The sequence below is a fragment of the Streptomyces tritici genome, assembly GCF_048500665.1.
In the GTDB taxonomy this organism is placed as follows: domain Bacteria; phylum Actinomycetota; class Actinomycetes; order Streptomycetales; family Streptomycetaceae; genus Streptomyces; species Streptomyces tritici.
In genome coordinates this window covers 4,748,959-4,771,686 of sequence record NZ_CP183183.1, presented here as the reverse complement: position 1 = coordinate 4,771,686, position 22,728 = coordinate 4,748,959, and the positions used below count along the sequence as shown (strand labels likewise).

Here is a 22,728-nt window from a genome sequence, read left to right as displayed (position 1 = left end):
GTTCGATTTACTGCGAGTAACAGCGGCCGCGATTACCAAGTTTTGGTAAAGCGCGGCCGCGTCCGGTCACTCTGTCGCCAAATCGACGGGCGACGAAGGGTCAGAAGAGCACCCGGGCGAGCGCCTGCCGGGCCGCCGTCACGCGCGGGTCCTCGGCGCCGATGACCTCGAACAGCTCCAGCAGCCGCACCCGGGCCGCGTCCCGGTCCTCGCCCGCCGTGACGCGCACGGTGTCGACCAGCCGGCCGAAGGCGTCCTGCACATGACCGCCCACCAGATCCAGGTCGGCGGCGGCGATCTGCGCGGCCACGTCCTTGGGGTTGTCCGCGGCGTTCTTGCGCGCCTGCTGGGGGTCCAGCCCCTGCACCCGGGCGAGCAGTTCGGCCTGGGCGAGACCCAGCTTGGCCTCCGGGTTGCCCGGGTCGTCGGCGAGCACGTTCTTGTACGCCTGGATCGCCCCGCCCAGGTCACCGGAGTCCAGCGCGGACACGGCGGCCGAGAGCAGCGCGTCGTACGGGCCGGCCGGGACGGCGGCGGCCGATTCGCCGCTCGCGTCCCCGTCCACGACGAGACCGGTCAGACCGAAGCGCTCCTCGCCGACCTGGATCAACTGGTCGAGGGTGGCGCGGATCTGCGCCTCGGGCGCGGCGCCCTGGAAGAGCGGCAGCGCCTGACCGGCGACCACCGCGAAAACGGCCGGAATCCCCTGGATCCCGAACTGCTGCATCAGCATCTGGTTGGCGTCGACGTCGACCTTGGCGAGGAGGAAGCGCCCGTTGTATTCGACCGCGAGGCGTTCGAGGAGGGGACCGAGCTGCTTGCAGGGCTCGCACCACTCGGCCCAGAAGTCGATGACGACCGGGACCTCGGCGGAGCGCTGCAGGACGTCGCGCTCGAAGCCCGCCTCGTCGACGTCGATCACCAGGGCGGACGGGGCGACGGCGCCGCGGCCGCCGCTGCGGGCCGCCTCGGCCCGGGCCTGCTCCGCCTTCGCCTTGGCCTCGCCGGCCGCCTTCACCGCGGCAAGGTCGACGACGCCGCTCATGGACATGTTCCTAGGCTGCATGCGTACATCCTCCCCCTTCCGCGCGCGTAACCGGAAAGCCATGGCCGAACCGCGCCGCCCGGATGCTCCCCGCCGGGTGCGGGGGCGTACGGACGGGCCCGGTCCGGTGGGCCGTTCGCCGTGCCGTTCTGGTCTGTGCACCGGGTCCCCACCCGGTGCCTGTGGTTGTCGCGCGGGTCGGTCCGAGACCCTTTCGCTACGGGTCGTAGCGTAACTGGATCGGCGCGGGCGCGGGAAGGACTCGCGCGTGAACTGCCTCACAGGACGAGCCCCTGGCGCCCTACTTACCGGCGGGTATGGTCGCCTGCATGTGTTCTCGCACCACCGCCCGCAGCCGCACCGGACGCCCCCGGTCCGCCGAGGCCGACACCGCGATCCTCGACGCGACGCGGGCGGCCCTGGTGGAACTGGGCTGGTCGAAGCTGACGATGGGCGACGTGGCGGCACGGGCCGGGGTCGCCAAGACCACCCTCTACCGGCGCTGGGCCAACAAGAGCGAACTCGTCGTCGACGCCGTCGCCGTCCTCTTCGATGAACTCCAACTGCCCGATCTCGGTTCCCTGCGGGCCGACATCGAGCACGTGGTGCTTGAGTTCGCCGCGCTGCTGGAGCGTCCCGAGACCAAGACCGCGCTGATGGCGGTGGTCGCCGAGTCGACCCGGGACGAGCCGCTGCGCGACCGCATCCGCGCCTCGATCGTCGACCGCCAGAAGCGCCTCGTCCTGGAGGGCCGCCAGCGGGCGCAGGAGCGCGGCGAACTGCCCGCGGACCGGGACCCGGCGACCGTGGCGGCCGTCGACGCCCTGATCTTCGACGTCGTCGCGGGCGCGGTGGTGAACCGCTCCCTGGTGACCGCCGAACCGGTCGACCGGGCCTGGGCGGAACGTCTCTCCGCCCTCCTCGTGGGGGGCCTGAGCGCGGCCGCCGAGAGCGGTACGGACGCGCTCCGGGAGCCCGGGGCCGCCCGCTAGAAGCCCGGCGGCTCCGTGTAGACGCCCCACTCCTCCCGCAGGGCGCCGCAGATCTCGCCGAGCGTGGCCTCGGCGCGTACCGCGTCCAGCATCGGGCCGATCATGTTCGACCCGTCCCGCGCGGCGGCGAGCATCGCGTCGAGCGCGGCGCGCGCCTGCGCGTCGTCCCGGCGTTCCCTGCGCTCGCCGACCACCCGGACCTGCTCCCGCTCCACCTCGTGGCTGACCCGCAGGATCTCCAGGTCGCCGGTGACCGAGCCGTGGTGGACGTTGACGCCGACGACCTTCTTCTCGCCCTTCTCCAGGGCCTGCTGGTGGCGGAAGGCCGACTCGGCGATCTCGCCGGTGAACCAGCCGTCCTCGATGCCGCGCAGGATGCCGGAGGTCATCGGGCCGATCGGGTGCCGCCCGTCGGGGTGGGCCAGGCGGCCGCGTTCCCTGATCCGGTCGAAGATCTTCTCCGCGTCGGCCTCGATGCGGTCGGTGAGCTGCTCCACGTACCACGAACCGCCCAGCGGATCCGCGACGTTGGCGACGCCGGTCTCCTCGAGCAGCACCTGCTGGGTGCGCAGGGCGATCTCGGCGGCCTGCTCGCCGGGGAGGGCGAGGGTCTCGTCGAGGGCGTTGGTGTGCAGGGAGTTGGTGCCGCCGAGGACGGCGGAGAGCGCCTCGACCGCGGTGCGCACCACGTTGTTGTACGGCTGCTGGGCGGTGAGCGAGACGCCGGCGGTCTGGGTGTGGAAGCGCAACCACTGCGCCTTGTCGGTCCTGGCCTCGTAGACGTCGCGCATCCAGCGGGCCCAGATCCGGCGGGCGGCGCGGAACTTGGCGATCTCCTCGAAGAAGTCGAGGTGCGCGTCGAAGAAGAAGGAGAGCCCGGGCGCGAAGACGTCCACGTCCAGGCCGCGGGAGAGGCCGAGCTCCACGTAGCCGAAGCCGTCGGCGAGGGTGTACGCGAGCTCCTGCGCGGCCGTCGCCCCGGCCTCGCGGATGTGGTAGCCGGAGACGGACAGCGGCTTGTACGCGGGGATGTTCCGCGCGCAGTGCTCCATGAGGTCGCCGATGAGGCGCAGGTGCGGCTCGGGCTGGAAGAGCCACTCCTTCTGCGCGATGTACTCCTTGAAGATGTCCGTCTGCAGGGTGCCGTTCAGCACGGCGGGGTCGACGCCCTGCCGCTCGGCGGCGACCAGGTACATGCAGAAGACGGGCACGGCGGGGCCGCTGATCGTCATGGAGGTGGTGACGTCGCCGAGGGGGATGTCCTTGAACAGGACCTCCATGTCGGCGGCGGAGTCGACGGCGACGCCGCAGTGGCCGACCTCGCCGAGGGAGCGGGGGTCGTCGGAGTCGCGGCCCATGAGGGTGGGCATGTCGAAGGCGACCGAGAGCCCGCCGCCGCCGGCGGCCAGGATCATCTTGTAGCGCTCGTTGGTCTGCTCGGCGTTGCCGAAGCCGGCGAACTGGCGGATGGTCCAGGGGCGGCCGCGGTAGCCGGTGGAGTACAGGCCGCGGGTGAAGGGATACTCCCCCGGCCAGCCGATCCGCTCGAAACCCTCGTATCTGTCACCGGGCCGGGGCCCGTAGACCGGCTCGACCGGATCCCCGGAGAGCGTCGAGAAGTCCGCTTCACGCTTCTCGGCCCGGTCGTAGCGGGCCTGCCAGCGGCGGCGGCCCTCTTCGATGGCGTCGGCGTCCATACCCTCGAAGTTACGAGGACGTCCTCGCACCTGTCGACGGGAGAACCCCCGCGCGGATGGGCACGGGGGTTCGGGAGGGCGCCTCAGGCCTTGGCGGGCGCCGGCTCCGCACCGCTGACCAGCGGAAGCGTCTCGCGGACGACCTTGCGCTCGACGAAGAAGGCCGCGAAGGGAATCGTGCCGGACAGCAGGATCCACAGCAGCTTCCCGAACGGCCACTTGGCCTTGGAGCCCAGGTCGAAGGCGAAGATCAGATAGATGATGTACAGGACGCCGTGGGCCTGGGAGACCATGAAGGTCACGTCCTCGCCCGTGTCGAAGCCGTACTTGAAGACCATGCACGTGCAGAGCACGAGGAGCATGACGGCGGTCACGTACGCCATGACGCGGTAGCGGGTCAGCACGCTGGATTTCATGGTTCCGAGGGTAACCGCCCGTACCGGGCGATCTTCGCGCGGGTCAGGACTCCTCGAAGTCGTGCGCCGCCACCCGCAGCGGCCGCAGCAGGGCGAAGATCTCGGCGCATTCCTCCGCGTCGTACGCGCCGAGGCCGAACTCCATCGCCATGAGGTCGCGGGTCGCCGCCTCGACGACCTCGCGGCCCTTCTCGGTGATCGAGGCCAGGGTGCCGCGCCCGTCGTTGGGGTTGGGGCGCTTGGAGACGAGGCCGGACTTCACCAGGCGGTCGACGGTGTTGGTGACGGAGGTCGGATGGACCATGAGCCGCTCGCCGATCTTCGACATCGGCAGCTCGCCGGCCTTGGAGAAGGTGAGCAGCACCAGCGCCTCGTAGCGCGCGAAGGTGAGCCCGTACGGCTTCACCACGGCGTCGACCTCGGCGAGGAGGATCTGGTGGGCCCGCATGATCGAGGTGATCGCGGCCATCGACGGAACCGGCCCCCAGCGTTTCTGCCAGAGCTCGTCGGCGCGGGCGATGGGGTCGAAGGGAAGACTGAGCGGCTTCGGCACGGGAACGACCTTACCGACTGGTCATATGGCGGTCAGTACCGTCTCGGTCCTCGGTCGCCCGGGGGCCGCGCCGCCTCCGGTGTCGCACCGGGCCGCCACGGGGGCGGTATGTGACGATGGCCCGGTTCGACCGGATCTCGACCCGACTCGTCTCTGGGGGCCGGATGCCCAGACCTACCGCCGTCACCGCCCTGGCCGCGGCCACCGCGCTGCTGCTCGCCCTCGCCGGCTGCGGGGAGCCCGAGCGGCCGGAGCAGCGGGGCCCGGTCGGGCCGCCGGGCGCCCGGACGGGGGCGGCCGCGCAGCCGAGCGCCGGCTCGCCGTTCTGGGTGGACCCGGACAGCGAGGCGGCGCGCCAGGTGCGGCGGTACGAGGCGCAGGGGCGCGCCGAGGACGCGAAGGTGCTGCGGCGGATCTCGGAGCGGCCGGTCGCGGACTGGCCGGCCCACGACGACCCGGTGCCGGACGTCACGAAGGTCGTGCGGGGCGCGAAGGCCGCCGGCCGCACCGCCGTGCTCGTCGCGTACAACATCCCGCACCGTGACTGCGGCATGTACTCGGCGGGCGGCGCCCCGGACGCGGCGGCCTACCGCGCGTGGATCGACGCCTTCGCCGGCGCGCTGGGCGACGCCTCCGCGATCGTGGTGCTCGAGCCGGACGCGGTGCCGCACCTCGTGGACGGCTGCACCCCGGCGCGGTACCAGGACGAGCGCTACGAGCTGCTGGCCGGCGCGGTCGACCGGCTGAAGCGCCAGCCCCGCACCCGGGTCTATCTGGACGCCGGCAATCCGGCCTGGATCCCGGACCCGGCCCGGCTGGTGGAGCCGCTGCGCCGGGCGGGCGTGGCCCGCGCCGACGGCTTCGCGCTCAACGTGTCCAACTTCCAGACGAACGACGCGGTGAAGGGCTTCGGCGCGCGGCTGTCGGCGCTGCTCGACGGCGCGCACTACACGGTGGACACCAGCCGCAACGGCCAGGGCCCGCTGCCGGGCGACCGGGACGAGGCGTGGTGCAATCCGCCGGGCCGGGCGCTCGGCACCCCGCCGACCGACCGGACCGGTGATCCGCTGGTGGACGCGTACCTGTGGATCAAGCGGCCCGGCGAGTCGGACGGCACCTGCCGGGGCGGCCCGGCCGCCGGCACGTGGTGGCCGGACTACGCCCTGGGGCTGGCGCGCCGCGCGAGGGCCTGAGCGGCCGGAGGGCCGTACCGTCAGTCCACCCGGACCCACTTCGCCTCGGAGGGGGTGCCCTTGGCGTCGGTGACGAAGAGCATGTACCAGCCGGGCGGCACCAGGGTCCGGTCCAGCGGCGCCTCCACGGTGACCGAGTTCTTCGTCCTCGTGAGGCCCAGGGCGACCGACCGCTGTTCGACGTCCGTCGTGTGCGTGACCGCGCTGGGCCGCATCAGCCGGGCCGCGGTGATGCGGGCGGCGTCGGCGGTGCGGAAGGTGGCGCGGCCGTTCTGGTCGAGCTCCCGGGGGCCGTCGCCGAGCACCGGGCGCTTCGCCCCGCCGTGCAGATACGGCGGGGTGAACACCTCCACGCGCTGTTCGAAGGTGCCGAGTTTCGTGTTGTCGACGTCGTCGAAGAGCGGGTCGGAGCCGAAGGTGGCGACGCGGCCGTCGGGCAGCAGCAGCGCCTCGGAGTGGTAGTTGCGGCCGACGGTGGGGTCGGCGGCGGGCCGCAGGGTGTTGGAGCCGGGATCGTAGAACTGGGCCTTGAGGATGTCGCTGCCGCTGCGCCCGCGGTACTGCTCGGAGCCGCCGGTGGTGAAGACGGTGTCGTCGGGGAGCAGGACGCTGCTGAGGTAGCGGGTGCCCTGCGGCAGCGCGGGGCCGTCGGTGAAGCGGGCGCCCGGCTTGGACAGGTCGATGATCGAGGTGCGGGCGGTGGACAGCGGTGACTCGCCGACCCCGCCGCCGCCGAGGACCATGAACTTCTGGGCCTGCACGGGCGGCAGCGCCAGCGAGGCGGAGGTCTCCAGCTGGTCGGCGTCGGTGAGTCCGCGCAGCCGCGTGAAGGTGTTGGTCTTCAGGTCCCACAGTCCCGGCTCGCGGCCCTTGTGGGCGGGCCCGTAGCCGGCGTTGGAGCCGGAGTAGAACAGCTTGCCGCCCTGGGTGAGGAAGAGAGCGGGGTAGGTCGGGAAGTAGCGGAAGGGGCCCTTGGTCCACTTCTTGGTCCTGGGGTCGTAGATCTCGTTGTCGCCGGGGACGACGTCGCCGACGTCGTTGAGCCCGGAGACGGCGAGCACCCGCCCGTCCTGGAGGGTGACCAGCGTGGGGTACCAGCGGGCGTCCTTCATGGGCGCGACGGGGATGTACCGCTCGGCCCTCGGGTCGAACTCGTAGGCGGCCCTGATGCCCTGGAAGTCCTGCTTCTCGGTGGTGAGCTTCTGGGCGAGGCCGTAGACGTTGTCGGCGTCCTTGCCCTTGAGGCCGACGATTACGTACTGGGCGGCCTCCGTCGTCAGGGCCTGCGGGCCGGCCTTCCTGGCCTCGACGAAGACCCGCGCCTCGCCGGCGGTGACCTTGGTCTTCCAGGGCTTCATCTGGCCGCTCTTGAAGTACGAGATCTCGAACTTCCGCTTGGCCTTGGGGACGGTGACGTCGGAGGTGGAGACGTACTCGACGCCCGACGGCGAGCGGAAGACGGTGCCCTTCTTCAGGGTGACGGCCTTGTCGGGGCTCTCGTTCTTGACCCGCATGCCGCCGCCGGCCTTCTTCACCGCGCCGTCGAGGATCTCGTAGCGGGCGGTGCCGCCGGCGACGAGCAGCCGCCCGTCGGGGAGCTGGGTGTGGCCGGCGCAGAAGAAGTCCTCGGGGGTGGGGATCTTCTTGAAGGTGTTGCGGGCCGGGTCCCACAGGATGGTGTCGAAGGTGCCGGAGTCGAACTTCTTCTGGTCGTTCCCGGAGCCGGCGATGAGCAGCACCTTGCCGGTGTGCAGCAGGGCGGCGTGGATGGCGTTGACCCGGAAGCCGGGCGGGACGTCGAGCTGCTGCCAGGAGCCGTACTTCGCCTTGTACCCGGGCTGGGCGATCTTGTAGGCGTGGTACTTCTCGGTGGCGAAGGAGACCGCGGCGGGGGCGTTGAGCCCGGCGAGGAGCAGGACCGCCCCACCGCCGAGGAGCTGTTTCTTGAGCTTGTCCGACGGCCGGTAGGCCATGTGTCAGTTCCCTCCGGTGGTCGTGGGCGCGGTGGCCGGCGCCGTGGACGCGGGCGCCCCTCCGGCGGCGGGCAGGCCGAGGCCCTCGCGGGCGTCGGCGAGGCCCCGGGCGCGGGTGCGGGCGCGGGCCTCGGCGCGCAGGCGCACGGAGCGGCGGGCGAGGACGCCGGTCCGGAGCCAGACGGCGACGGGGGCGAGCGCGACGACGAGGGCGAGGACGGCCCAGGTCCGCATGGCCGCGTGGGTGTGGCCGAGGTGGACGGAGGCGACGAGCGAGGCGACGAGGACGGCCGCCCAGTACAGGTGGATGCGGAACGTGGACAGCCGGTCGGGGCTGGCCTCGCCGCCCTTGGGGGTGACGACGAAGCGGCCCCGGGTGCGCAGCAGGGCGGAGCCCAGGGACTTGAGGTAGATCGGGGCGGAGAGCGCCGACATGATCATGCCGGCGAGTCCGCCGGAGCCCTCGGGTTCGTGCGGCGAGACGTTGTGGCGGCGGTTCCAGAGGTAGAGGCCGATCTGGAGGGCGACGGCGTCGCTGTAGATCATCAGCCAGACGGAGGAGGAGACCTGGGTGCCGGAGGCGCCGAACCAGAGGAAGAGGACGCAGCTGAGGATGCCCAGGAACCAGTTGACGGCCGTCATCGGGTAGTAGACGAGCATCAGCGAGTAGTTGAGCAGCCGGCCCGGCGGGACGCGGAAGGGCGCCTTCCAGTACTGCTTGAGGAGGGTTTCGTACGTGCCGCGGGACCAACGGAGCTGCTGGCTGAAGAAGTCGGTCCAGGAGGCCGGTCCCTCGCCGACGGCGAGCACGTCGGGGGTGTAGACGGAGCGCCAGTACCGGCCGGTGCGGGGGTTCTTGCGGCGGTGCAGTTCGAAACCGGTGGCCATGTCCTCGGTGATGGAGTCGTACAGGCCGCCTATCTGCTTGAGGGCGGAGATGCGGACGACGTTGTTGGTGCCGACGAACATGGGGGCGTGGTAGCGGTTCCCGGCCCGCTGGATCAGCGCGTGGAACAGGAACTGCTGGGACTCGGCGGCCTTGGTGACGGGTGAGGTGTAGTTGCCGTAGACCTGCGGGCCGACGACGAAGGCCACGTCCGGGTCGCGGAAGTAACCGAGCATCCGCTGGAGGAAGTTGGGAAGCGGGACGTGGTCGGTGTCGACGGAGGCGAAGAACTCGTAGTCGTCGCCGTGCATCGCGAGCCAGGCGTTGTAGTTGCCGTGCTTGGTACGGGCCTTGTGGGCGCCCTTGGGGCGGTTCCACTCGGGGACGCCGGCGCGGGTGAAGTGGCGGACGCCGAGTTCGGCGCAGAGCGCCTTGGCGCGTGCGTCGTCGCCCTCGTCGAGGAGCCACACGTCGAGGACGCCGTCGTGCTCGATGCGGACGGCGCCCTGCAGGGTGGCCCGGACCATGCCGAGGGGCTCCTTGCCGGGCACGTACGTGGTGAGGAAGGCGACACGGGTGCCCGGCTGCGGTGTCACCGGCACCGGGTCGCGGGCGACCATCGTGGCGTGTGCGATCGAGGTGACGTTGATCAGCATGAAGAGGCAGATCAGACCGATCGACACGAGCATGACCGCGTCGAGGGCGACGAGCCGGCGGTCGCCGCCCTCTCGGACGGTCCAGTGGCTGGGCCAGACGAGATAGACCAGCAGCAGCGCGGAGAGGACCGGCGCGAGGCTCATCAGGAGGACGGCTCGTATTCGGTGCGGTTCCTTCGACAGCAAGCTGCGGTACTGCACCTGGTGCACCGAACCGGTGGGCTCGGCCGGCGGCCCGGCGAGCCGGCTGTAGGTGTCGTAGTCGTAGCCTTGCGGCCGCACGGTGCCTCCAGCTGTCGAGTTGGTCGATATCCCCACGAAAGGGGAGATTGTGCGACGTGTCGACTGGAGGCGTCCGAGAGAGCGGTTTTCCGGGCGGGAGGTTTCGGGCGGGCGTGCGCGGCCGAGGTCCCGCCGGGGCGTGCGGGGCCTGGGTGAGGGTGCCTCAGACCTGCGCCGCGCCGTGCCTGCGCAGCGTGAAGCGCACCGCCTTCTGGGCGACCGGGCCGAGGTCCTCCAGGGCACTCATCAGGGTGCCGAGCTGTTCGAGCGCGGCGAGGGCGGCCTCCGCGCCGGCCTTGTCCACGCCCTCGTACAGCTCCAGGCCGACGAAGGAGGCGGCGACCGCGCGGGCCAGCCCGGCGGGGTCGGTGTAGGGGCCGAGCGGGCTGTCGCCGAGGACCCGGACGAGGACCCGCTCGATCTCGGCGATCCACAGCTCCAGGCCGGCCGCCGTGGCCGGGGCGAGCCGAGGGTGGGTCTGGGCGCCGGCGAGCAGCTGACCGAGGACGGCGACATGGCCGGCGGCCTGCTCCTCGGCGTGGATCCGCCGCCCGACGGCGAGCAGCTCGGTGAGGCTGCGGACCTCCTGGAGCCGCTCGCGGTAGCGGGCGACGCGCTGCTCGGAGCCGTGGCGGCAGGCGGCGGCGAGGAGTTCGTCGACGGAGCCGAAGTGGTAGAAGACCAGGGCCTGGTTCACCCCGGCGGCCGCGGCGACCGACCGCGCGGACGTCTTGGCGATGCCCTGCTCGGTCAGGGTCCTCAGCGCGCCTTCGAGCAGCTTCTGCTTGGTCTCCTGGCTCTTGCTCTCCTGGCTCTTCGTCTCCTGGGTCCCGGTCCCCCGGCTCTTCGCCCCTTGGCTCACGCCCGCACCTCCTCGCGCACGGGGCGCAGCCCGGCGCGCACCCCGTGGGAGCGTACGTCGTGGTACTCGGCGGTGAACGACCCCTCGTAGCCGAACAGCGGCCCGACGTACCGGTTCACGACGCGGACCCGGATGCGGAAGCGGCCGGCGGCCTCGTCGTACGACTCCCTCACCTCCGCCTCGCCGCCGATGAGTTCGGGGACGCGGACGTCCAACGGACCCTCACGGAACCGGTGTTCGCCGGAGCGGATGAGCAGCGAGCCGTCGGGTTCGGCGGACAGGTGCAGATCGCTGGCGAGGTGCTGGTGGGTGCCGAGGTAGTCGAGCACACAGCCGCGCTCCGGGCTGTGGATCATCGTGGCGTCGAAGCGGCGCGGGCCGCCGGGCAGGGCGAAGGTGCGGACGAAGGTGACCGTCTCGCGGCCGTACGAGTCGGTGTACGGCACGTTCTCGATGGTGAAGGGGACCTGCCGGCCGGTGCGCGGGACGAGGATGTTGCGCAGCCCGCCGAGCGCGAGGAACGGCTTGACGTAGGCGGGGCCGTGCCAGATCCGGTCCATGACGCCCCGCCCGGTGCACGCCTCCCCGCTGTCGAGGCCGACGGAGAAGCGGCGCTGCAGTTGGGGGTGCAGCCGGGCGAAGGCGGCCTCGCCCATGGCGGTGCGGAAGATCGAGGTCACCTCTGCTCCAGGGTGGCGAGCAGCCGCGGGGCGGCGGTCCGCGGCGGCGGGGTCCGCAGACAGCGCCGGGCGGCCGGCGTACGGGAGGACGGCGGTACGAGGACGGCGGCGGCGAGCGCGAGGAGCAGCGTCCAGGGGTTCGCGGCGCAGAGCGCCACGGTCAGGACGCGGGCGGCGAGTTCGAGCTGCCAGTGGGCGCGGGAGCGCTCCGGGGTGATGCCGTGCTCGCACCACAGCCGCAGCCGGTCGAAGGACCAGGCGGTGGCCCAGCCCATCAGCGGCCGGAAGACCAGCCGGTCGGCGACCCGGCCGAAGCGGCCCCAGCGCGGCCGGTAGTCGTAGCCGGTGAGGAACCGGACCCCGTCGGGGCCGGGGACGTAGCGCCAGTAGCCGCTGCCCTCGGCGAGCAGCGAGAGCGGGTGCGGGGAGGCGAAGCGGAGCGCGGAGACCCGGTCGCCGCCGGCCCGGTGGCGCTCCCCCGCGGAGACACCGGTGCCGGCGACGGCCAGGAAGGGCAGGACGCGGGTGGCGTACCGGAAGCGCTGGGGTTCCCCCTCGGCGCGCGGCAGATAGGCGATCTCGGTGAACCGCAGGTCCCAGCGCTGGTGCTCCGCCGGTTCCTGGGTCCGCTCCCAGAGCGTCTCCATGCCGGCGCGGACGCGCGTCTCGACGTAGAGCCCCATGCCCTCTCCCCCTCGTCCAGTCGGTTTGAGCGAGCGCTCAAACCGACTGCTCAACGGGAAGGTAGCCGAGTTTGAGCACTCGCTCAACCCCGGGGCGCGAAAAAGCCCCCGACCCTGGGGCCGGGGGCTTTCCTGGTTGCGCCGGGGCGGTCAGCCGGCGGCGAGGTACCGCTCGACCGTCTCCACCTTGGAGCTGAGACCGTCGGTGACGCCGGGACGCACGTCCGCCTTCAGAACCAGGGAAACGCGGGGAGCGCGGGCCTCGACGGCGGCCACGGCGCGCTTCACCACGTCCATGACCTCGTCCCACTCCCCCTCGATCGAGGTGAACATCGCGTCGGTGCGGTTCGGCAGGCCGGACTCGCGGACCACGCGGACGGCGTCGGCGACGTACTCGCCGACGTCCTCGCCCACACCGAGCGGCGTGACGGAAAAGGCGACGATCATGCCTTGACCACGCTCTCCTGACGGGCGCGGGCGGCGATCACGGCGCTCTCCGCCTCGCGGCGCAGCTTGCGGTCGGCGAAGAAGCCGCCGAAGGGCACCACGGAGAGGACGAAGTAGAGCGCGGCGGTCTTGAAGCTCCACTTGGTGCGGTTCCAGGAGTCCAGCCAGAACAGCACGTACAGGACGAAGAGAAGACCGTGGATCGCGCCCATCACCGGCACCGCGTTGAACTCGGTGGTGCGCTTCAGCACCGAGCAGACCAGCAGCAGCAGGAACGAGACGGCCTCGGGCGTGGAGACGAGCCTGAGGCGGTGGAGGGAAGAGGCGGTCTTGATGTCCACGGGTTCACCTTCGGATTCGCGGTCGATCTTGTGAATCGGTGCACAAGGTTCGGTCCATTGTGACAGCCGTCTTTGCCGTTCCTTTAGGCGGGTCCGGCAGCGAGGCCCGCCGGGCGACCCCGGGTCTTCTCAGGGTCCGGATCGTCCCGGGGGCCCTGTTCGGGTGCCGAAGCCACCCAGTAACGTCCTGCCGTGGCTACGTTCCGACTCCAAGGCAGCAAAGTGCTCGCCGTCGACATGACAGGCGACGCCGTCAAGGCGAAGAACGGCTCGATGGTCGCCTACGACGGCCAGATGTCGTTCAAGAAGATGACCGGCGGCGGCGAGGGCCTGCGCGGCATGGTGACCCGCCGGCTCACCGGCGAGCAGATGGAGGTCATGGAGGTGCGGGGCCAGGGCACGTGCTGGTTCGCGGACCGGGCCTCCGAGATCAACCTGGTGAACCTGCACGGCGACAAGCTGTGGGTGGAGGCCAGCAACCTCCTGTGCACCGACGCCTCGCTGCGCACCGGCACCTCCTTCACCGGCCTGCGCGGCGGCGCGACCGGCAACGGCCTGTTCACCACCACCGTGGAGGGCACCGGCCAGGCCGCGATCATGTCCGACGGGCCCGCCGTGGTGCTCCGGGTCTCCCGCGACTACCCGCTCTCCGTGGACCCCGGCGCGTACGTGGCGCACCAGGGCAACCTGCAGCAGAGCTTCCAGTCGGGCGTGACGTTCCGCACGTTCCTCGGCGAGGGCGGCGGCGAGGCCTTCCAGATCCGTTTCGAGGGCGAGGGCCTGGTGTACGTGCAGCCGAGCGAGCGGAACACGATCGGAGGCGACGTCTGATGCCGTTCCGCGAGGTCAACTCGAAGATGGTCGAGGCCACCGTCATCCCCGGACAGCGCATGTTCAGCCAGCGCGGGGCGATGCTGGCGTACCGGGGCGAGGTCTCTTTCACGCCGAACATCACCGGCGGCCAGGGCGGTCTGATGTCGATGATCGGCCGCCGGGTGGCCGGCGAGGCGACGCCGCTGATGACCGTGGAGGGCAGCGGCACGGTGATGTTCGGGCACGGCGGCCACCACATCCAGGTGATCCGGCTGGCCGGCGACACCCTGTACGTCGAGGCCGACCGGCTGCTCGCCTTCGACGGGGCGCTGCAGCAGGGCACCATGTTCATGGGCTCGCAGGGCGGCGTGATGGGCATGGTCCGCGGCCAGGTCACCGGCCAGGGCCTGTTCACCACCACGCTCAAGGGCCAGGGCGAGGTCGCCGTGATGGCCCACGGCGGCGTGATCGAGCTGCCGATCCACCCGAACCGCCCGGTCCACGTGGACCCGCAGGCGTACGTCGCCCACCGCGGGGACGTCCGCAACAAGCTCTCCACGGCGCTCGGCTGGCGCGACATGGTGGGCCGCGGCTCCGGCGAGGCGTTCCAGCTGGAGCTGAGCGGCAACGGCACGGTCTACGTCCAGGCCTCGGAGGAGAAGCTGTGAGCACCCCTGTCATCTTCGACCCGCACAGCCTGCCCGTCGACGACAACGTCAACCCGTACACCTTCTGCGTGGAGCTCAAGGGCTCCCAGTGGTTCCTGCAGAAGGGCAAGATGATCGCCTACTACGGGCGGATGACGTTCAACGGCATCGGTCACACCGGGCTCGACCGGCTGGTCCGCAGCTCGTTCCACTCGCCGCTGCACGCGAGCGACTGGGTGGTGGCGGAGGGCCAGGGCAAGATGCTGCTCGCGGACCGCGCCTTCGACGTGAACTCGTACGACCTGGACAACGGGAACCTGACGATCCGTTCGGGCAACCTGCTGGCCTTCCAGCCGTCCCTGGCGCTCAAGCAGTCGATCGTGCCCGGCTTCGTCACGCTCATCGGCACCGGCAAGTTCGTGGCGGCCTCGAACGGCCCGGTGGTCTTCATGGAGCCGCCACTGCGGGTGGACCCGCAGGCGCTGGTCGGCTGGGCGGACTGCCCGTCGCCCTGCCACCACTACGACCACGGCTACATGACGGGCGTGATGGGCGGCGTACGGGCGCTGACGGGCCTCGGCGGGGTCTCCGGCGAGGAGCACCAGTTCGAGTTCATCGGCGCGGGCACGGTCCTGCTGCAGTCGACCGAGACGCTGATGCCGGAGCGCTCGACGGGCCACACCCCGCACGAGCCCGGCGTCCCCGGACAGCACGGTTCCGGCCATTCCCCCCAGGGCGCCCCGGGCGGCGTACCGCGCCTTCCCGGACAGCTGGGGGACCTCCAGCGTCGCTTCGGCCTGTGAACGGTAGTCTGCGGAGTGTGACGTCCCTCGAACGTGTGCACCGGGAGCGGGGGCTCGGGTGCCTGGCGTCACACTCCCGCAGTTCGTCCAGTATTCAACTTCTTAGGTAGAATCCATACATGGAGACCGAGACGGCCACCCGCTGGCTCACCGACGCGGAACAGTGTGCCTGGCGCACGTACCTGGACGTCAACAGAATGCTGACGTATCAGATGGAGAAGGATCTGCAGCCCTTCGGGCTGACCAACAACGACTACGAGATCCTCGTCAACCTCTCCGAGGCGCCCGACCAGCGCCTGCGCATGAGCGACCTCGCCGCCGCCACCCTGCAGTCCAAGAGCCGGCTCTCGCACCAGATCACCCGCATGGAGAACGCGGGCCTGGTCCGCCGGGAGAACTGCGAGTCCGACCGGCGCGGACTGTACGCGGTGCTCACCGACCACGGCATGGAGACCATGCGCAAGGTCGCCCCGCACCACGTGGAGTCGGTGCGCAAGCACTTCATCGACCTGCTGAGCGCCGAGGCGCTGACGGACCTCCACGAGTCCCTGAAGCCCGTCGCCGACAAGCTGCGCGGGGTGCGCGGCAAGCCGTAGCCCCGCGCCCGTACGCGGAAGAGCCCCTGTGCGCCTGCACAGGGGCTCTACGCGTGTCCGGGACCCGTCAGTTGCCCGTCAGGCCCGCGACCAGCTCGTCCGCCGCCGCGTACGGGTCCAGCTCGCCGGCCACGATCCGCTGCGCCAGCGCGTCCAGCCGCCGGTCGCCGTGCAGGTCGCCGATCCGCTCCCGCAGCGCGGTCACCGCGATCGTCTCGACCTCCGTGGCCGCCCGGCGGGCCCGCCGCTCGGCGAGCACGCCGTGCTCCTCCATCCAGGCGCGGTGCTTCTCCAGCGCCTCGACCAGCTCGTCCACGCCCTCCGCGCGCGCCGCGACCGTCTTCACGATCGGCGGCCGCCAGTCTCCCGGACCGCGGGCCTCGCCGAGGCCCAGCATGTGGTTGAGCTCCCGGGCCGTCGCGTCCGCGCCGTCCCGGTCGGCCTTGTTGACCACGTACACGTCGCCGATCTCCAGGATGCCCGCCTTGGCGGCCTGGATCCCGTCGCCCATGCCCGGGGCGAGCAGCACCACGGAGGTGTCGGCCTGGGAGGCGATCTCGACCTCCGACTGTCCGACGCCCACCGTCTCGACCAGGATCACGTCGCAGCCCGCCGCGTCGAGGACGCGGATGGCCTGCGGCGCCGCCCAGGCGAGCCCGCCGAGGTGCCCGCGGGTCGCCATGGAGCGGATGTAGACGCCGGGGTCGGAGGCGTGCTCCGACATCCGGACCCGGTCGCCCAGCAGCGCGCCGCCGCTGAACGGCGAGGACGGGTCGACGGCGAGCACGCCCACCCGCCGGCCCGCCTTGCGGTACGCGGTGACCAGCGCCGAGGTCGACGTCGACTTGCCGACGCCGGGCGAGCCGGTCAGGCCGACCACGTAGGCGCCGCCGGTCAGCGGGGCCAGCGTGGCCATCACCTCGCGCAGCTGCGGGGACGCCCCCTCCACGAGCGAGATCAGCCGGGCCACGGCACGCGGCCGGCCCTCCCGTGCCTGGGCGACCAGTGCGGGAACGTCCACCATGGGCTCGCTGCTCCTTGCCTGAGGGTTACTTGCCGGGGACCCGGATGATGAGCGCGTCGCCCTGGCCGCCGCCGCCGCACAGCGCGGCCGCGCCCAGGCCGCCGCCGCGGCGCTTGAGCTCCAGCGCCAGGTGCAGCACCACGCGGGCGCCGGACATGCCGATCGGGTGGCCGAGCGCGATGGCGCCGCCGTTGACGTTCACCTTCTCGGGGGTGACGCCGAGGTCCTTCATGGACTGGACGGCGACGGCCGCGAACGCCTCGTTGATCTCGATGAGGTCGAGGTCCTCGACGGACTTGCCCTCCTTCTTCAGGGCGTGCCTGATCGCGTTGGACGGCTGCGACTGCAGGGAGTTGTCCGGGCCGGCCACGTTGCCGTGGGCGCCGATCTCGGCGATCCACTCCAGGCCGAGCTCCTCGGCCTTCGCCTTGCTCATGACGACGACCGCGGCGGCGCCGTCGGAGATCTGCGAGGAGGTGCCGGCGGTGATCGTGCCGTCCTTGGCGAAGGCCGGACGCAGCTTGCCGAGGGAGTCGACGGTGGTCTCGGCGCGCACGCCCTCGTCCTTGGCGAAGACGACCGGGTCGCCCTTGCGCTGCGGGATCTCGATCGGGGTGATCTCGGCCTCGAAGATGCCGTTCTTCTGCGCGGCCGCGGCGCGCTGGTGCGACAGCGCGGCGATCTCGTCCTGCTCCGGGCGGAGGATGCCCAGACGGGTGTTGTGCTTCTCGGTCGACTCGCCCATGGCGATGTTCTCGAAGGCGTCGGTCAGACCGTCGTGCGCCATCGCGTCGAGCATCTCGATCGCGCCGTACTTGTAGCCCTCGCGGGACTTCGGCAGCAGGTGCGGGGCGTTCGTCATGGACTCCTGGCCGCCGGCGACCACGATGTCGAACTCGCCCGCGCGGATGAGCTGGTCGGCCAGCGCGATGGCGTCCAGGCCGGAGAGACACACCTTGTTGATGGTGAGCGCCGGGACGTTCATCGGGATGCCGGCCTTGACGGCGGCCTGGCGGGCCGGGATCTGGCCGGCGCCGGCCTGCAGCACCTGGCCCATGATCACGTACTGGACCTGGTCGCCGCCGATGCCGGCGCGGTCGAGGGCGGCCTTGATGGCGAAGCCGCCGAGGTCCGCGCCCGAGAAGGACTTCAGGGAGCCGAGCAGCCGACCCATGGGCGTGCGGGCGCCCGCGACGATCACTGACGTGGTACCGGTCGTTCCAGACATGAGGCACAGCCCCTTGGGATGAGAGGTGAACGAGGGTTTACCGCCACAGTACTGAGCGGTACCGCGCACGGTCACCGGCGAGCCGGTGTGACGGCGCGCACGTTGCGTAACCAGTACCCAGGCGCTGCACTGGAGGAATGCTGACGCGTATCGACCACATCGGGATCGCCTGCTTCGACCTGGACAAGACCGTCGAGTTCTACCGTGCCACGTACGGCTTCGAGGTCTTCCACACCGAGGTCAACGAGGAGCAGGGCGTCCGCGAGGCCATGCTCAAGATCAACGAGACGTCCGACGGCGGCGCCTCGTACCTCCAGCTCCTGGAGCCGACCCGCGAGGACTCCACCGTCGCCAAGTGGCTGGCGAAGAACGGCGAGGGCGTGCACCACATCGCCTTCGGCACCGCGGACGTCGACGGGGACGCGGCGGCGATCCGTGAAAAGGGTGTGCGGGTTCTGTACGACGAGCCGCGCATCGGCTCCATGGGGTCGAGGATCACCTTCCTGCACCCGAAGGACTGCCACGGTGTGCTGACGGAACTGGTCACGTCGGCTGACCCCGCCTCAGCGGAGCACTGACCTCCGGATTCCTGGCCCGGTAGAGTGGGCGGCTCCGGGCCGGGGCCGGTCGGGGGTCGCGTGCTGCGCGGCCGTCGAAGTCGGGGTTTCCGATCTGCCACCATTCCCCGGGGGCGGCCGTTCGCCGGGGAACGGAGCTCGTGAGACACGACCAGGGTTGGGGTATCCCCTGCTCGAAGAGCTCGGGGAAGGATGGGACCGCGCAGTGCGGGGCTACGAACGCCAGGAGAGCCACCGGGCTGAAGACGACCATCTCTCGCGGTTCGAAGCCGAGATGGAGCGGCTGAAGACCGAGCGGGAGAAGGCCGTCCAGCACGCCGAGGACCTCGGTTACCAGGTCGAGGTGCTGCGCGCCAAGCTGCACGAGGCGCGCCGCACGATCGCGTCCCGCCCCGCGTACGACAGCGCCGACCTCGGCTACCAGGCCGAGCAGTTGCTGCGGAACGCCCAGATGCAGGCCGACCAGCTGCGCTCGGACGCCGAGCGGGAGCTGCGGGAGGCCCGCGCCCAGACCCAGCGCATCCTCCAGGAGCACGCCGAGCACCAGGCGCGGCTGCAGGCCGAGCTGCACGCCGAGGCGGTGCAGCGCCGGCAGCGGCTGGACCAGGAGCTGAACGAGCGCCGGCAGACCGTCGAGGCGCACGTCAACGAGAACGTCGCCTGGGCCGAGCAGCTGCGCGCCCGCACCGAGGCGCAGGCCCGCCGGCTCATGGAGGAGTCCCGCGCCGAGGCCGAGCAGGCGCTCGCCGCGGCCCGTGCGGAGGCCGCCCGGCTGACCGAGGAGGCCCGCCAGCGGCTCACCGCCGACGCGGAGGCCGCCCGCGCCGAGGCCGAGGCCCTGCTGCTGCGCGCCCGCAAGGACGCCGAGCGGCTGCTCAACGCCGCTTCCGCGCAGGCCCAGGAGGCCACCTCCCACGCCGAGCGGCTGCGCTCGTCGACGGCCGCCGAGACCGACGCGGCCCGTCAGCAGGCCACGGAGCTGAACCGGACGGCGGAGACCCGGCTGCAGGAGGCCGAGGTACGGCTGCGCGAGGCGCGCGTGGAGGCCGAGCGGACGCTGTCCGAGGCCAAGGACGCGGCGGCCAAGCAGCTCGCCTCCGCCGAGTCCGTCAACGAGCAGCGCACCCGTACGGCCAAGGCCGAGATCGCCCGGCTGGTCGGCGAGGCCACCAAGGAGGCGGAGGCCCTCAAGGCCGAGGCCGAGGAGAAGCTGCGCGAGGCGAACGCCGAGGCCGAGAAGGTCGTCGCCGAGGCCGCGGAGAAGGCCCGTACGGCCGCCGCGGAGGATTCCGCCGCCCAGCTCGCCAAGGCCGCCCGCAGCGCCGAGGAGATGCTGACCAAGGCGTCCGAGGACGCCCGGGAGACCACCCGCAAGGCGTCGGAGGAGGCGGAGCGGATCCGCCGCGAGGCCGAGGCCGAGGCGGACCGGCTGCGCGCCCAGGCGGAGGAGCAGGCCGACGAGCTGCTCGGTTCGGCGAAGGACGACACCAAGGAGTACCGCGCCAAGACGGTCGAGCTGCAGGAGGAGGCCCGCCGGCTGCGCGGCGAGGCCGAGCAGCTGCGGGCCGAGGCGATCGCCGAGGGCGAGCGGATCCGCGGCGAGGCCCGGCGCGAGGGCGTGCAGCAGATCGAGGAGGCGGCGAAGACCGCCGAGGAGCTGCTGACCAAGGCGAAGGCGGACGCGGACGAGCTGCGCACCGGCGCGGCGACGGAGAGCGAGCGGGTCAAGGCCGAGGCGATGGAGCGTGCCCAGACGCTGCGCGCCCAGGCCGAGGAGACCCTGGAGCGGACCCGCGCCGAGGCGGACCGGCTGCGCGCCGAGGCCGAGGAGCAGGCCGAGTCGGTGAAGGCGGCGGCCGAGCGGGACGCGGCCGAGACGCGCGAGGAGGCCGCCCGGGCCGCCGCCGCGCGGCGGGCCGAGGCCGCGGACGAGCTGACCCGGCTGCACACCGAGGCCGAGACCCGGCTGGAGAACGCCGAGAAGGAACTGTCCGAGGCCCGCGCGGAGAGCGAGCGGATCCGCCGCGAGGCGGCGGAGGAGACCGACCGGCTGCGCACCGAGGCGGCGGAACGCATCCGCACGCTGCAGGCGCAGGCCGAGCAGGAGGCGGAGCGGCTGCGGACCGAGGCCGCGGCGGACGCGTCGACGGCGCGCGCCGAGGCGGAGAACGCGGCGGTGCGGCTGCGTGCCGAGGCGGCGGCGGAGGCCGAGCGGCTCAAGTCGGAGGCGCAGGAGACCGCGGACCGGGTGCGTGCCGAGGCCGCGGCCGCGGCCGAGCGGGTCGCGACGGAGGCCGCCGAGGCGCTGGCCGCGGCGCGCGAGGAGGCCAACCGGCGCCGCCGGGAGGCCGAGGAGACGCTGACGGCGGCCCGGACCGAGGCCGACGGGGAGCGGGCGCAGGCCCGCGAGCAGAGCGAGGAACTGCTGGCCTCCGCCCGCAAGCGGGTGGAGGAGGCGCAGGCCGAGGCGCAGCGGCTGGTCGAGGAGGCCGACGCGCGCGCGACCGAGACGGTCACGGCCGCCGAGCACACCGCCCAGGAGGTGCGGGACTCCGTCGCGGGGCTGCGGGAGCAGGCCGAGGAGGAGATCACCGGGCTGCGCAGCGCCGCCGAGCACGCGGCGGAGCGCACGAGGACCGAGGCGCAGGAGGAGGCGGACCGGGTCCGCGCCGACGCGTACGCGGAGCGGGAGCGGGCCACCGAGGACGCGAACCGGGTCCGGGAGCGGGCCGCGGAGGAGTCGGAGGCCGCGAAGGCGCTGGCCGAGCGGACCGTCGCGGACGCGATCGCCGAGTCCGAGAAGCTGAAGGCGGACACGGCGGAGTACGCGCAGCGGATCCGTACGGAGGCGACGGAGTCGCTGGCGCAGGCCGAGCAGGACGCGGCGCGCACCCGTGCGGAGGCCCGGGAGGACGCCAACCGGATCCGTTCCGAGGCGGGCGAACTGCTGTCCACGGCGCGGGCCGAGGCCGAGCAGCTCGCCGACGAGGCGCGGCAGGCCGCGGACCAGCGGCGCGCGGACGCGGCCGAGCAGGCGGACCGGCTGGTCGGCGAGGCGACCGCGGAGGCCGAGCGGATCGCCGCGGAGGCGGCGGAGCTGCGGGCGGCCGCGGAGGCGGACGCGCAGCGGCTGCGCGCCGAGGCGGAGCAGGTCAAGCGGGACGGCGAGGCGCACGCGGAGGCGCTGCGGGTGGCCGCCCTGGCGGACGCCGACAAGATCACCGACGAGGCCCGCAAGGCGGCCGACAAGCGCCGGGCGGACGCGGCCGAGCAGGCCGACCGGCTCGTCGCGGAGGCGACGGGCGAGGCCGAGCGGATCGGTGCGCAGGCCGCAGAGGAGGCGGAGCGGCTGCGGGCCGAGGCCGCCGAGACGGTGGGCCAGGCGCAGCAGGCCGCGGAGCGGATCCGGGTCGAGGCGGAGCGGGTGAAGACGGAGGCGGAGGCGGCCGCCGAGCAGATGCGTTCCGAGGCGCGCGCGGAGGCGGACCGTACGCTCGACGAGGCCCGGGAGGCCGGCGCGAAGAAGCGTGCGGACGCGGCCGAGCAGGCGGACCAGCTCATGGCGAAGGCCCAGGAGGAGGCGCTGCGCGCCACCACCGAGGCGGAGACGCAGGCGGACACCATGGTCGGCGCGGCCCGCAAGGAGGCCGAGCGGATCGTCGCCGAGGCGACCGTCGAGGGCAACTCGCTGGTGGAGAAGGCCCGTGCGGACGCGGACGAGCTGCTGGTCGGGGCGCGCAGCGACGCGACGGCCATAAGGGAACGGGGCGAGGAGCTGCGGGCCCGGGTCGAGAGCGAGATCGAGGAGCTGCACGAGCGGGCGCGGCGCGAGACGGCCGAGCAGATGAAGACGGCCGGCGAGCGCGTCGACAAGCTGGTGAAGGCGGCGACCGAGCAGCGCGAGGACGCGGAGCGGAAGGCCAAGGAGCTGCTCGCGGACGCCACTTCGGAGGCGAGCAAGGTCCGCATCGCGGCGGTGAAGAAGGCCGAGGCGCTGCTCAAGGAGGCCGAGCAGAAGAAGGCCCAGCTCGTCGGCGAGGCGGAGCGGATCAAGGCGGAGGCGGAGCGCGAGTCCGAGAAGATGCTCTCGGAGGGCAAGCGCGAGCTGGATGTGCTGGTGCGCCGGCGCGAGGACATCAACGCCGAGATCTCCCGTGTCCAGGACGTGTTGGAGGCGTTGGAGTCTTTCGAGGCTCCCGGTTCGAGGTCCGCCGGAACGAAGGACGACGTCAAGGCGGGAGCCTCGGCGGGCGCCACACGTTCGGGTGGCAAGTCCTCGGAGGGGTAGCCACTCAAAAGGCTGGACATTCTCCAGATCAAACGGGCATACGCT

Annotated in this window: 21 protein-coding genes; 8 read left to right on the top strand and 13 right to left on the bottom strand. The window is 72.2% G+C overall.

Translation table 11 applies throughout. The features are described 5' to 3' along the window. Positions 1-100: 100 nt before the first annotated feature. Positions 101-1,066: a tetratricopeptide repeat protein gene (locus tag ACNJ93_RS22340; protein WP_418959201.1), complete on the bottom strand. Its 966-nt coding sequence runs from the start codon at positions 1,064-1,066 to the stop codon at positions 101-103. A gap of 308 nt (positions 1,067-1,374) precedes the next feature. Between ACNJ93_RS22340 and ACNJ93_RS22335 the strand changes: the two genes are divergently transcribed. Then, complete coding sequence (locus tag ACNJ93_RS22335; RefSeq protein ID WP_418959200.1) at positions 1,375-2,037, top strand: TetR/AcrR family transcriptional regulator; 663 nt, start codon at positions 1,375-1,377, stop codon at positions 2,035-2,037. On the opposite strand, the gene ACNJ93_RS22330 is transcribed toward ACNJ93_RS22335, so the two are convergent. From ACNJ93_RS22330 to ACNJ93_RS22320, 3 genes are all read right to left on the bottom strand, one after another. Then, complete coding sequence (locus tag ACNJ93_RS22330; protein ID WP_418959199.1) at positions 2,034-3,734, bottom strand: acyl-CoA mutase large subunit family protein; 1,701 nt, start codon at positions 3,732-3,734, stop codon at positions 2,034-2,036. The genes ACNJ93_RS22335 and ACNJ93_RS22330 overlap by 4 nt on opposite strands. A gap of 83 nt (positions 3,735-3,817) precedes the next feature. Further along, positions 3,818-4,150, bottom strand: a complete 333-nt coding sequence (locus tag ACNJ93_RS22325; protein ID WP_418959198.1) for a DUF3817 domain-containing protein — start codon at positions 4,148-4,150, stop codon at positions 3,818-3,820. A gap of 43 nt (positions 4,151-4,193) precedes the next feature. After that, positions 4,194-4,703 carry a MarR family winged helix-turn-helix transcriptional regulator gene (locus ACNJ93_RS22320; protein WP_418959197.1) on the bottom strand — a complete coding sequence of 170 codons (510 nt, stop codon included), beginning with the start codon at positions 4,701-4,703 and terminating at the stop codon, positions 4,194-4,196. A 164-nt stretch (positions 4,704-4,867) separates the two neighbouring features. Here ACNJ93_RS22320 and ACNJ93_RS22315 point away from each other — a divergent pair, with 164 nt between their 5' ends. Next, on the top strand, positions 4,868-5,896 hold the full coding sequence (locus ACNJ93_RS22315; RefSeq protein WP_418959196.1) for a glycoside hydrolase family 6 protein: 1,029 nt from the start codon (positions 4,868-4,870) through the stop codon (positions 5,894-5,896). A 20-nt stretch (positions 5,897-5,916) separates the two neighbouring features. Here the strand turns inward: ACNJ93_RS22315 and ACNJ93_RS22310 are convergent, their stop codons facing one another. The 7 genes from ACNJ93_RS22310 to ACNJ93_RS22280 form a co-directional block, all read right to left on the bottom strand. Next, on the bottom strand, positions 5,917-7,869 hold the full coding sequence (locus ACNJ93_RS22310) for a galactose oxidase-like domain-containing protein (RefSeq protein ID WP_418959195.1): 1,953 nt from the start codon (positions 7,867-7,869) through the stop codon (positions 5,917-5,919). Between the two features lie 3 nt (positions 7,870-7,872). Continuing rightward, positions 7,873-9,693, bottom strand: coding sequence for a glycosyltransferase family 2 protein (locus ACNJ93_RS22305; RefSeq protein WP_418959194.1), 1,821 nt, complete (start codon positions 9,691-9,693; stop codon positions 7,873-7,875). A gap of 163 nt (positions 9,694-9,856) precedes the next feature. Further along, positions 9,857-10,555 carry a TetR/AcrR family transcriptional regulator gene (locus tag ACNJ93_RS22300; RefSeq protein ID WP_418959193.1) on the bottom strand — a complete coding sequence of 233 codons (699 nt, stop codon included), beginning with the start codon at positions 10,553-10,555 and terminating at the stop codon, positions 9,857-9,859. Continuing rightward, positions 10,552-11,235 carry a DUF4166 domain-containing protein gene (locus ACNJ93_RS22295; protein ID WP_418959192.1) on the bottom strand — a complete coding sequence of 228 codons (684 nt, stop codon included), beginning with the start codon at positions 11,233-11,235 and terminating at the stop codon, positions 10,552-10,554. Before ACNJ93_RS22295 ends, ACNJ93_RS22300 begins: the two co-directional genes overlap by 4 nt. Beyond that, on the bottom strand, positions 11,232-11,918 hold the full coding sequence (locus tag ACNJ93_RS22290) for a hypothetical protein (RefSeq protein ID WP_418959191.1): 687 nt from the start codon (positions 11,916-11,918) through the stop codon (positions 11,232-11,234). Before ACNJ93_RS22290 ends, ACNJ93_RS22295 begins: the two co-directional genes overlap by 4 nt. 150 nt (positions 11,919-12,068) lie before the next feature. Next, entirely contained in the window at positions 12,069-12,365 is a 297-nt protein-coding gene (locus tag ACNJ93_RS22285; RefSeq protein WP_418959190.1) for an MTH1187 family thiamine-binding protein, read from the bottom strand. Next, on the bottom strand, positions 12,362-12,706 hold the full coding sequence (locus ACNJ93_RS22280; protein WP_418959189.1) for a DUF3817 domain-containing protein: 345 nt from the start codon (positions 12,704-12,706) through the stop codon (positions 12,362-12,364). Before ACNJ93_RS22280 ends, ACNJ93_RS22285 begins: the two co-directional genes overlap by 4 nt. Before the next feature lie 192 nt (positions 12,707-12,898). On the opposite strand from ACNJ93_RS22280, the gene ACNJ93_RS22275 reads away from it, so the two are divergent. The 4 genes from ACNJ93_RS22275 to ACNJ93_RS22260 all read left to right on the top strand — a co-directional run bounded on the left by ACNJ93_RS22275 (position 12,899) and on the right by ACNJ93_RS22260 (position 15,565). Further along, a complete protein-coding gene (locus tag ACNJ93_RS22275) occupies positions 12,899-13,537 on the top strand; it encodes an AIM24 family protein (protein ID WP_418959188.1) in 639 nt (212 codons plus the stop codon). Next, the gene (locus ACNJ93_RS22270) at positions 13,537-14,187 is read left to right on the top strand and encodes an AIM24 family protein (RefSeq protein WP_418959187.1); all 651 of its coding nucleotides are present in this window, start codon (positions 13,537-13,539) and stop codon (positions 14,185-14,187) included. Before ACNJ93_RS22275 ends, ACNJ93_RS22270 begins: the two co-directional genes overlap by 1 nt. After that, positions 14,184-14,969, top strand: coding sequence for an AIM24 family protein (locus ACNJ93_RS22265; RefSeq protein ID WP_418959186.1), 786 nt, complete (start codon positions 14,184-14,186; stop codon positions 14,967-14,969). Before ACNJ93_RS22270 ends, ACNJ93_RS22265 begins: the two co-directional genes overlap by 4 nt. A 119-nt stretch (positions 14,970-15,088) precedes the next feature. Continuing rightward, positions 15,089-15,565, top strand: a complete 477-nt coding sequence (locus ACNJ93_RS22260) for a MarR family winged helix-turn-helix transcriptional regulator (RefSeq protein ID WP_418959185.1) — start codon at positions 15,089-15,091, stop codon at positions 15,563-15,565. A 67-nt stretch (positions 15,566-15,632) separates the two neighbouring features. Here ACNJ93_RS22260 and meaB read toward each other — a convergent pair whose 3' ends face one another. Both meaB and ACNJ93_RS22250 read right to left on the bottom strand, forming a co-directional pair. After that, positions 15,633-16,589 carry a methylmalonyl Co-A mutase-associated GTPase MeaB gene (gene meaB / locus ACNJ93_RS22255; protein ID WP_418959184.1) on the bottom strand — a complete coding sequence of 319 codons (957 nt, stop codon included), beginning with the start codon at positions 16,587-16,589 and terminating at the stop codon, positions 15,633-15,635. 25 nt (positions 16,590-16,614) lie between these two features. Next, positions 16,615-17,817 carry an acetyl-CoA C-acetyltransferase gene (locus ACNJ93_RS22250; RefSeq protein ID WP_418959183.1) on the bottom strand — a complete coding sequence of 401 codons (1,203 nt, stop codon included), beginning with the start codon at positions 17,815-17,817 and terminating at the stop codon, positions 16,615-16,617. Between the two features lie 137 nt (positions 17,818-17,954). On the opposite strand from ACNJ93_RS22250, the gene mce reads away from it, so the two are divergent. Further along, positions 17,955-18,395, top strand: a complete 441-nt coding sequence (gene mce / locus ACNJ93_RS22245; RefSeq protein ID WP_418959182.1) for a methylmalonyl-CoA epimerase — start codon at positions 17,955-17,957, stop codon at positions 18,393-18,395. A gap of 205 nt (positions 18,396-18,600) precedes the next feature. Continuing rightward, positions 18,601-22,683, top strand: a complete 4,083-nt coding sequence (gene scy, locus ACNJ93_RS22240; protein WP_418959181.1) for a polarized growth protein Scy — start codon at positions 18,601-18,603, stop codon at positions 22,681-22,683. Positions 22,684-22,728 lie beyond the last annotated feature (45 nt).

Bases quoted from the DNA above. Each gene is read 5' to 3' on its own strand.
- ACNJ93_RS22270 (WP_418959187.1), top strand. From the start codon at position 13,537: ATGCCGTTCCGCGAGGTCAACTCGAAGATGGTCGAGGCCACCGTCATC.
- ACNJ93_RS22340 (WP_418959201.1), bottom strand. From the start codon at position 1,066: ATGCAGCCTAGGAACATGTCCATGAGCGGCGTCGTCGACCTTGCCGCG.
- ACNJ93_RS22335 (WP_418959200.1), top strand. From the start codon at position 1,375: ATGTGTTCTCGCACCACCGCCCGCAGCCGCACCGGACGCCCCCGGTCC.
- ACNJ93_RS22285 (WP_418959190.1), bottom strand. From the start codon at position 12,365: ATGATCGTCGCCTTTTCCGTCACGCCGCTCGGTGTGGGCGAGGACGTC.
- meaB (WP_418959184.1), bottom strand. From the start codon at position 16,589: ATGGTGGACGTTCCCGCACTGGTCGCCCAGGCACGGGAGGGCCGGCCG.
- ACNJ93_RS22330 (WP_418959199.1), bottom strand. From the start codon at position 3,734: ATGGACGCCGACGCCATCGAAGAGGGCCGCCGCCGCTGGCAGGCCCGC.
- ACNJ93_RS22260 (WP_418959185.1), top strand. From the start codon at position 15,089: ATGGAGACCGAGACGGCCACCCGCTGGCTCACCGACGCGGAACAGTGT.
- ACNJ93_RS22325 (WP_418959198.1), bottom strand. From the start codon at position 4,150: ATGAAATCCAGCGTGCTGACCCGCTACCGCGTCATGGCGTACGTGACC.
- ACNJ93_RS22310 (WP_418959195.1), bottom strand. From the start codon at position 7,869: ATGGCCTACCGGCCGTCGGACAAGCTCAAGAAACAGCTCCTCGGCGGT.
- mce (WP_418959182.1), top strand. From the start codon at position 17,955: ATGCTGACGCGTATCGACCACATCGGGATCGCCTGCTTCGACCTGGAC.
- ACNJ93_RS22290 (WP_418959191.1), bottom strand. From the start codon at position 11,918: ATGGGGCTCTACGTCGAGACGCGCGTCCGCGCCGGCATGGAGACGCTC.
- ACNJ93_RS22250 (WP_418959183.1), bottom strand. From the start codon at position 17,817: ATGTCTGGAACGACCGGTACCACGTCAGTGATCGTCGCGGGCGCCCGC.
- ACNJ93_RS22315 (WP_418959196.1), top strand. From the start codon at position 4,868: ATGCCCAGACCTACCGCCGTCACCGCCCTGGCCGCGGCCACCGCGCTG.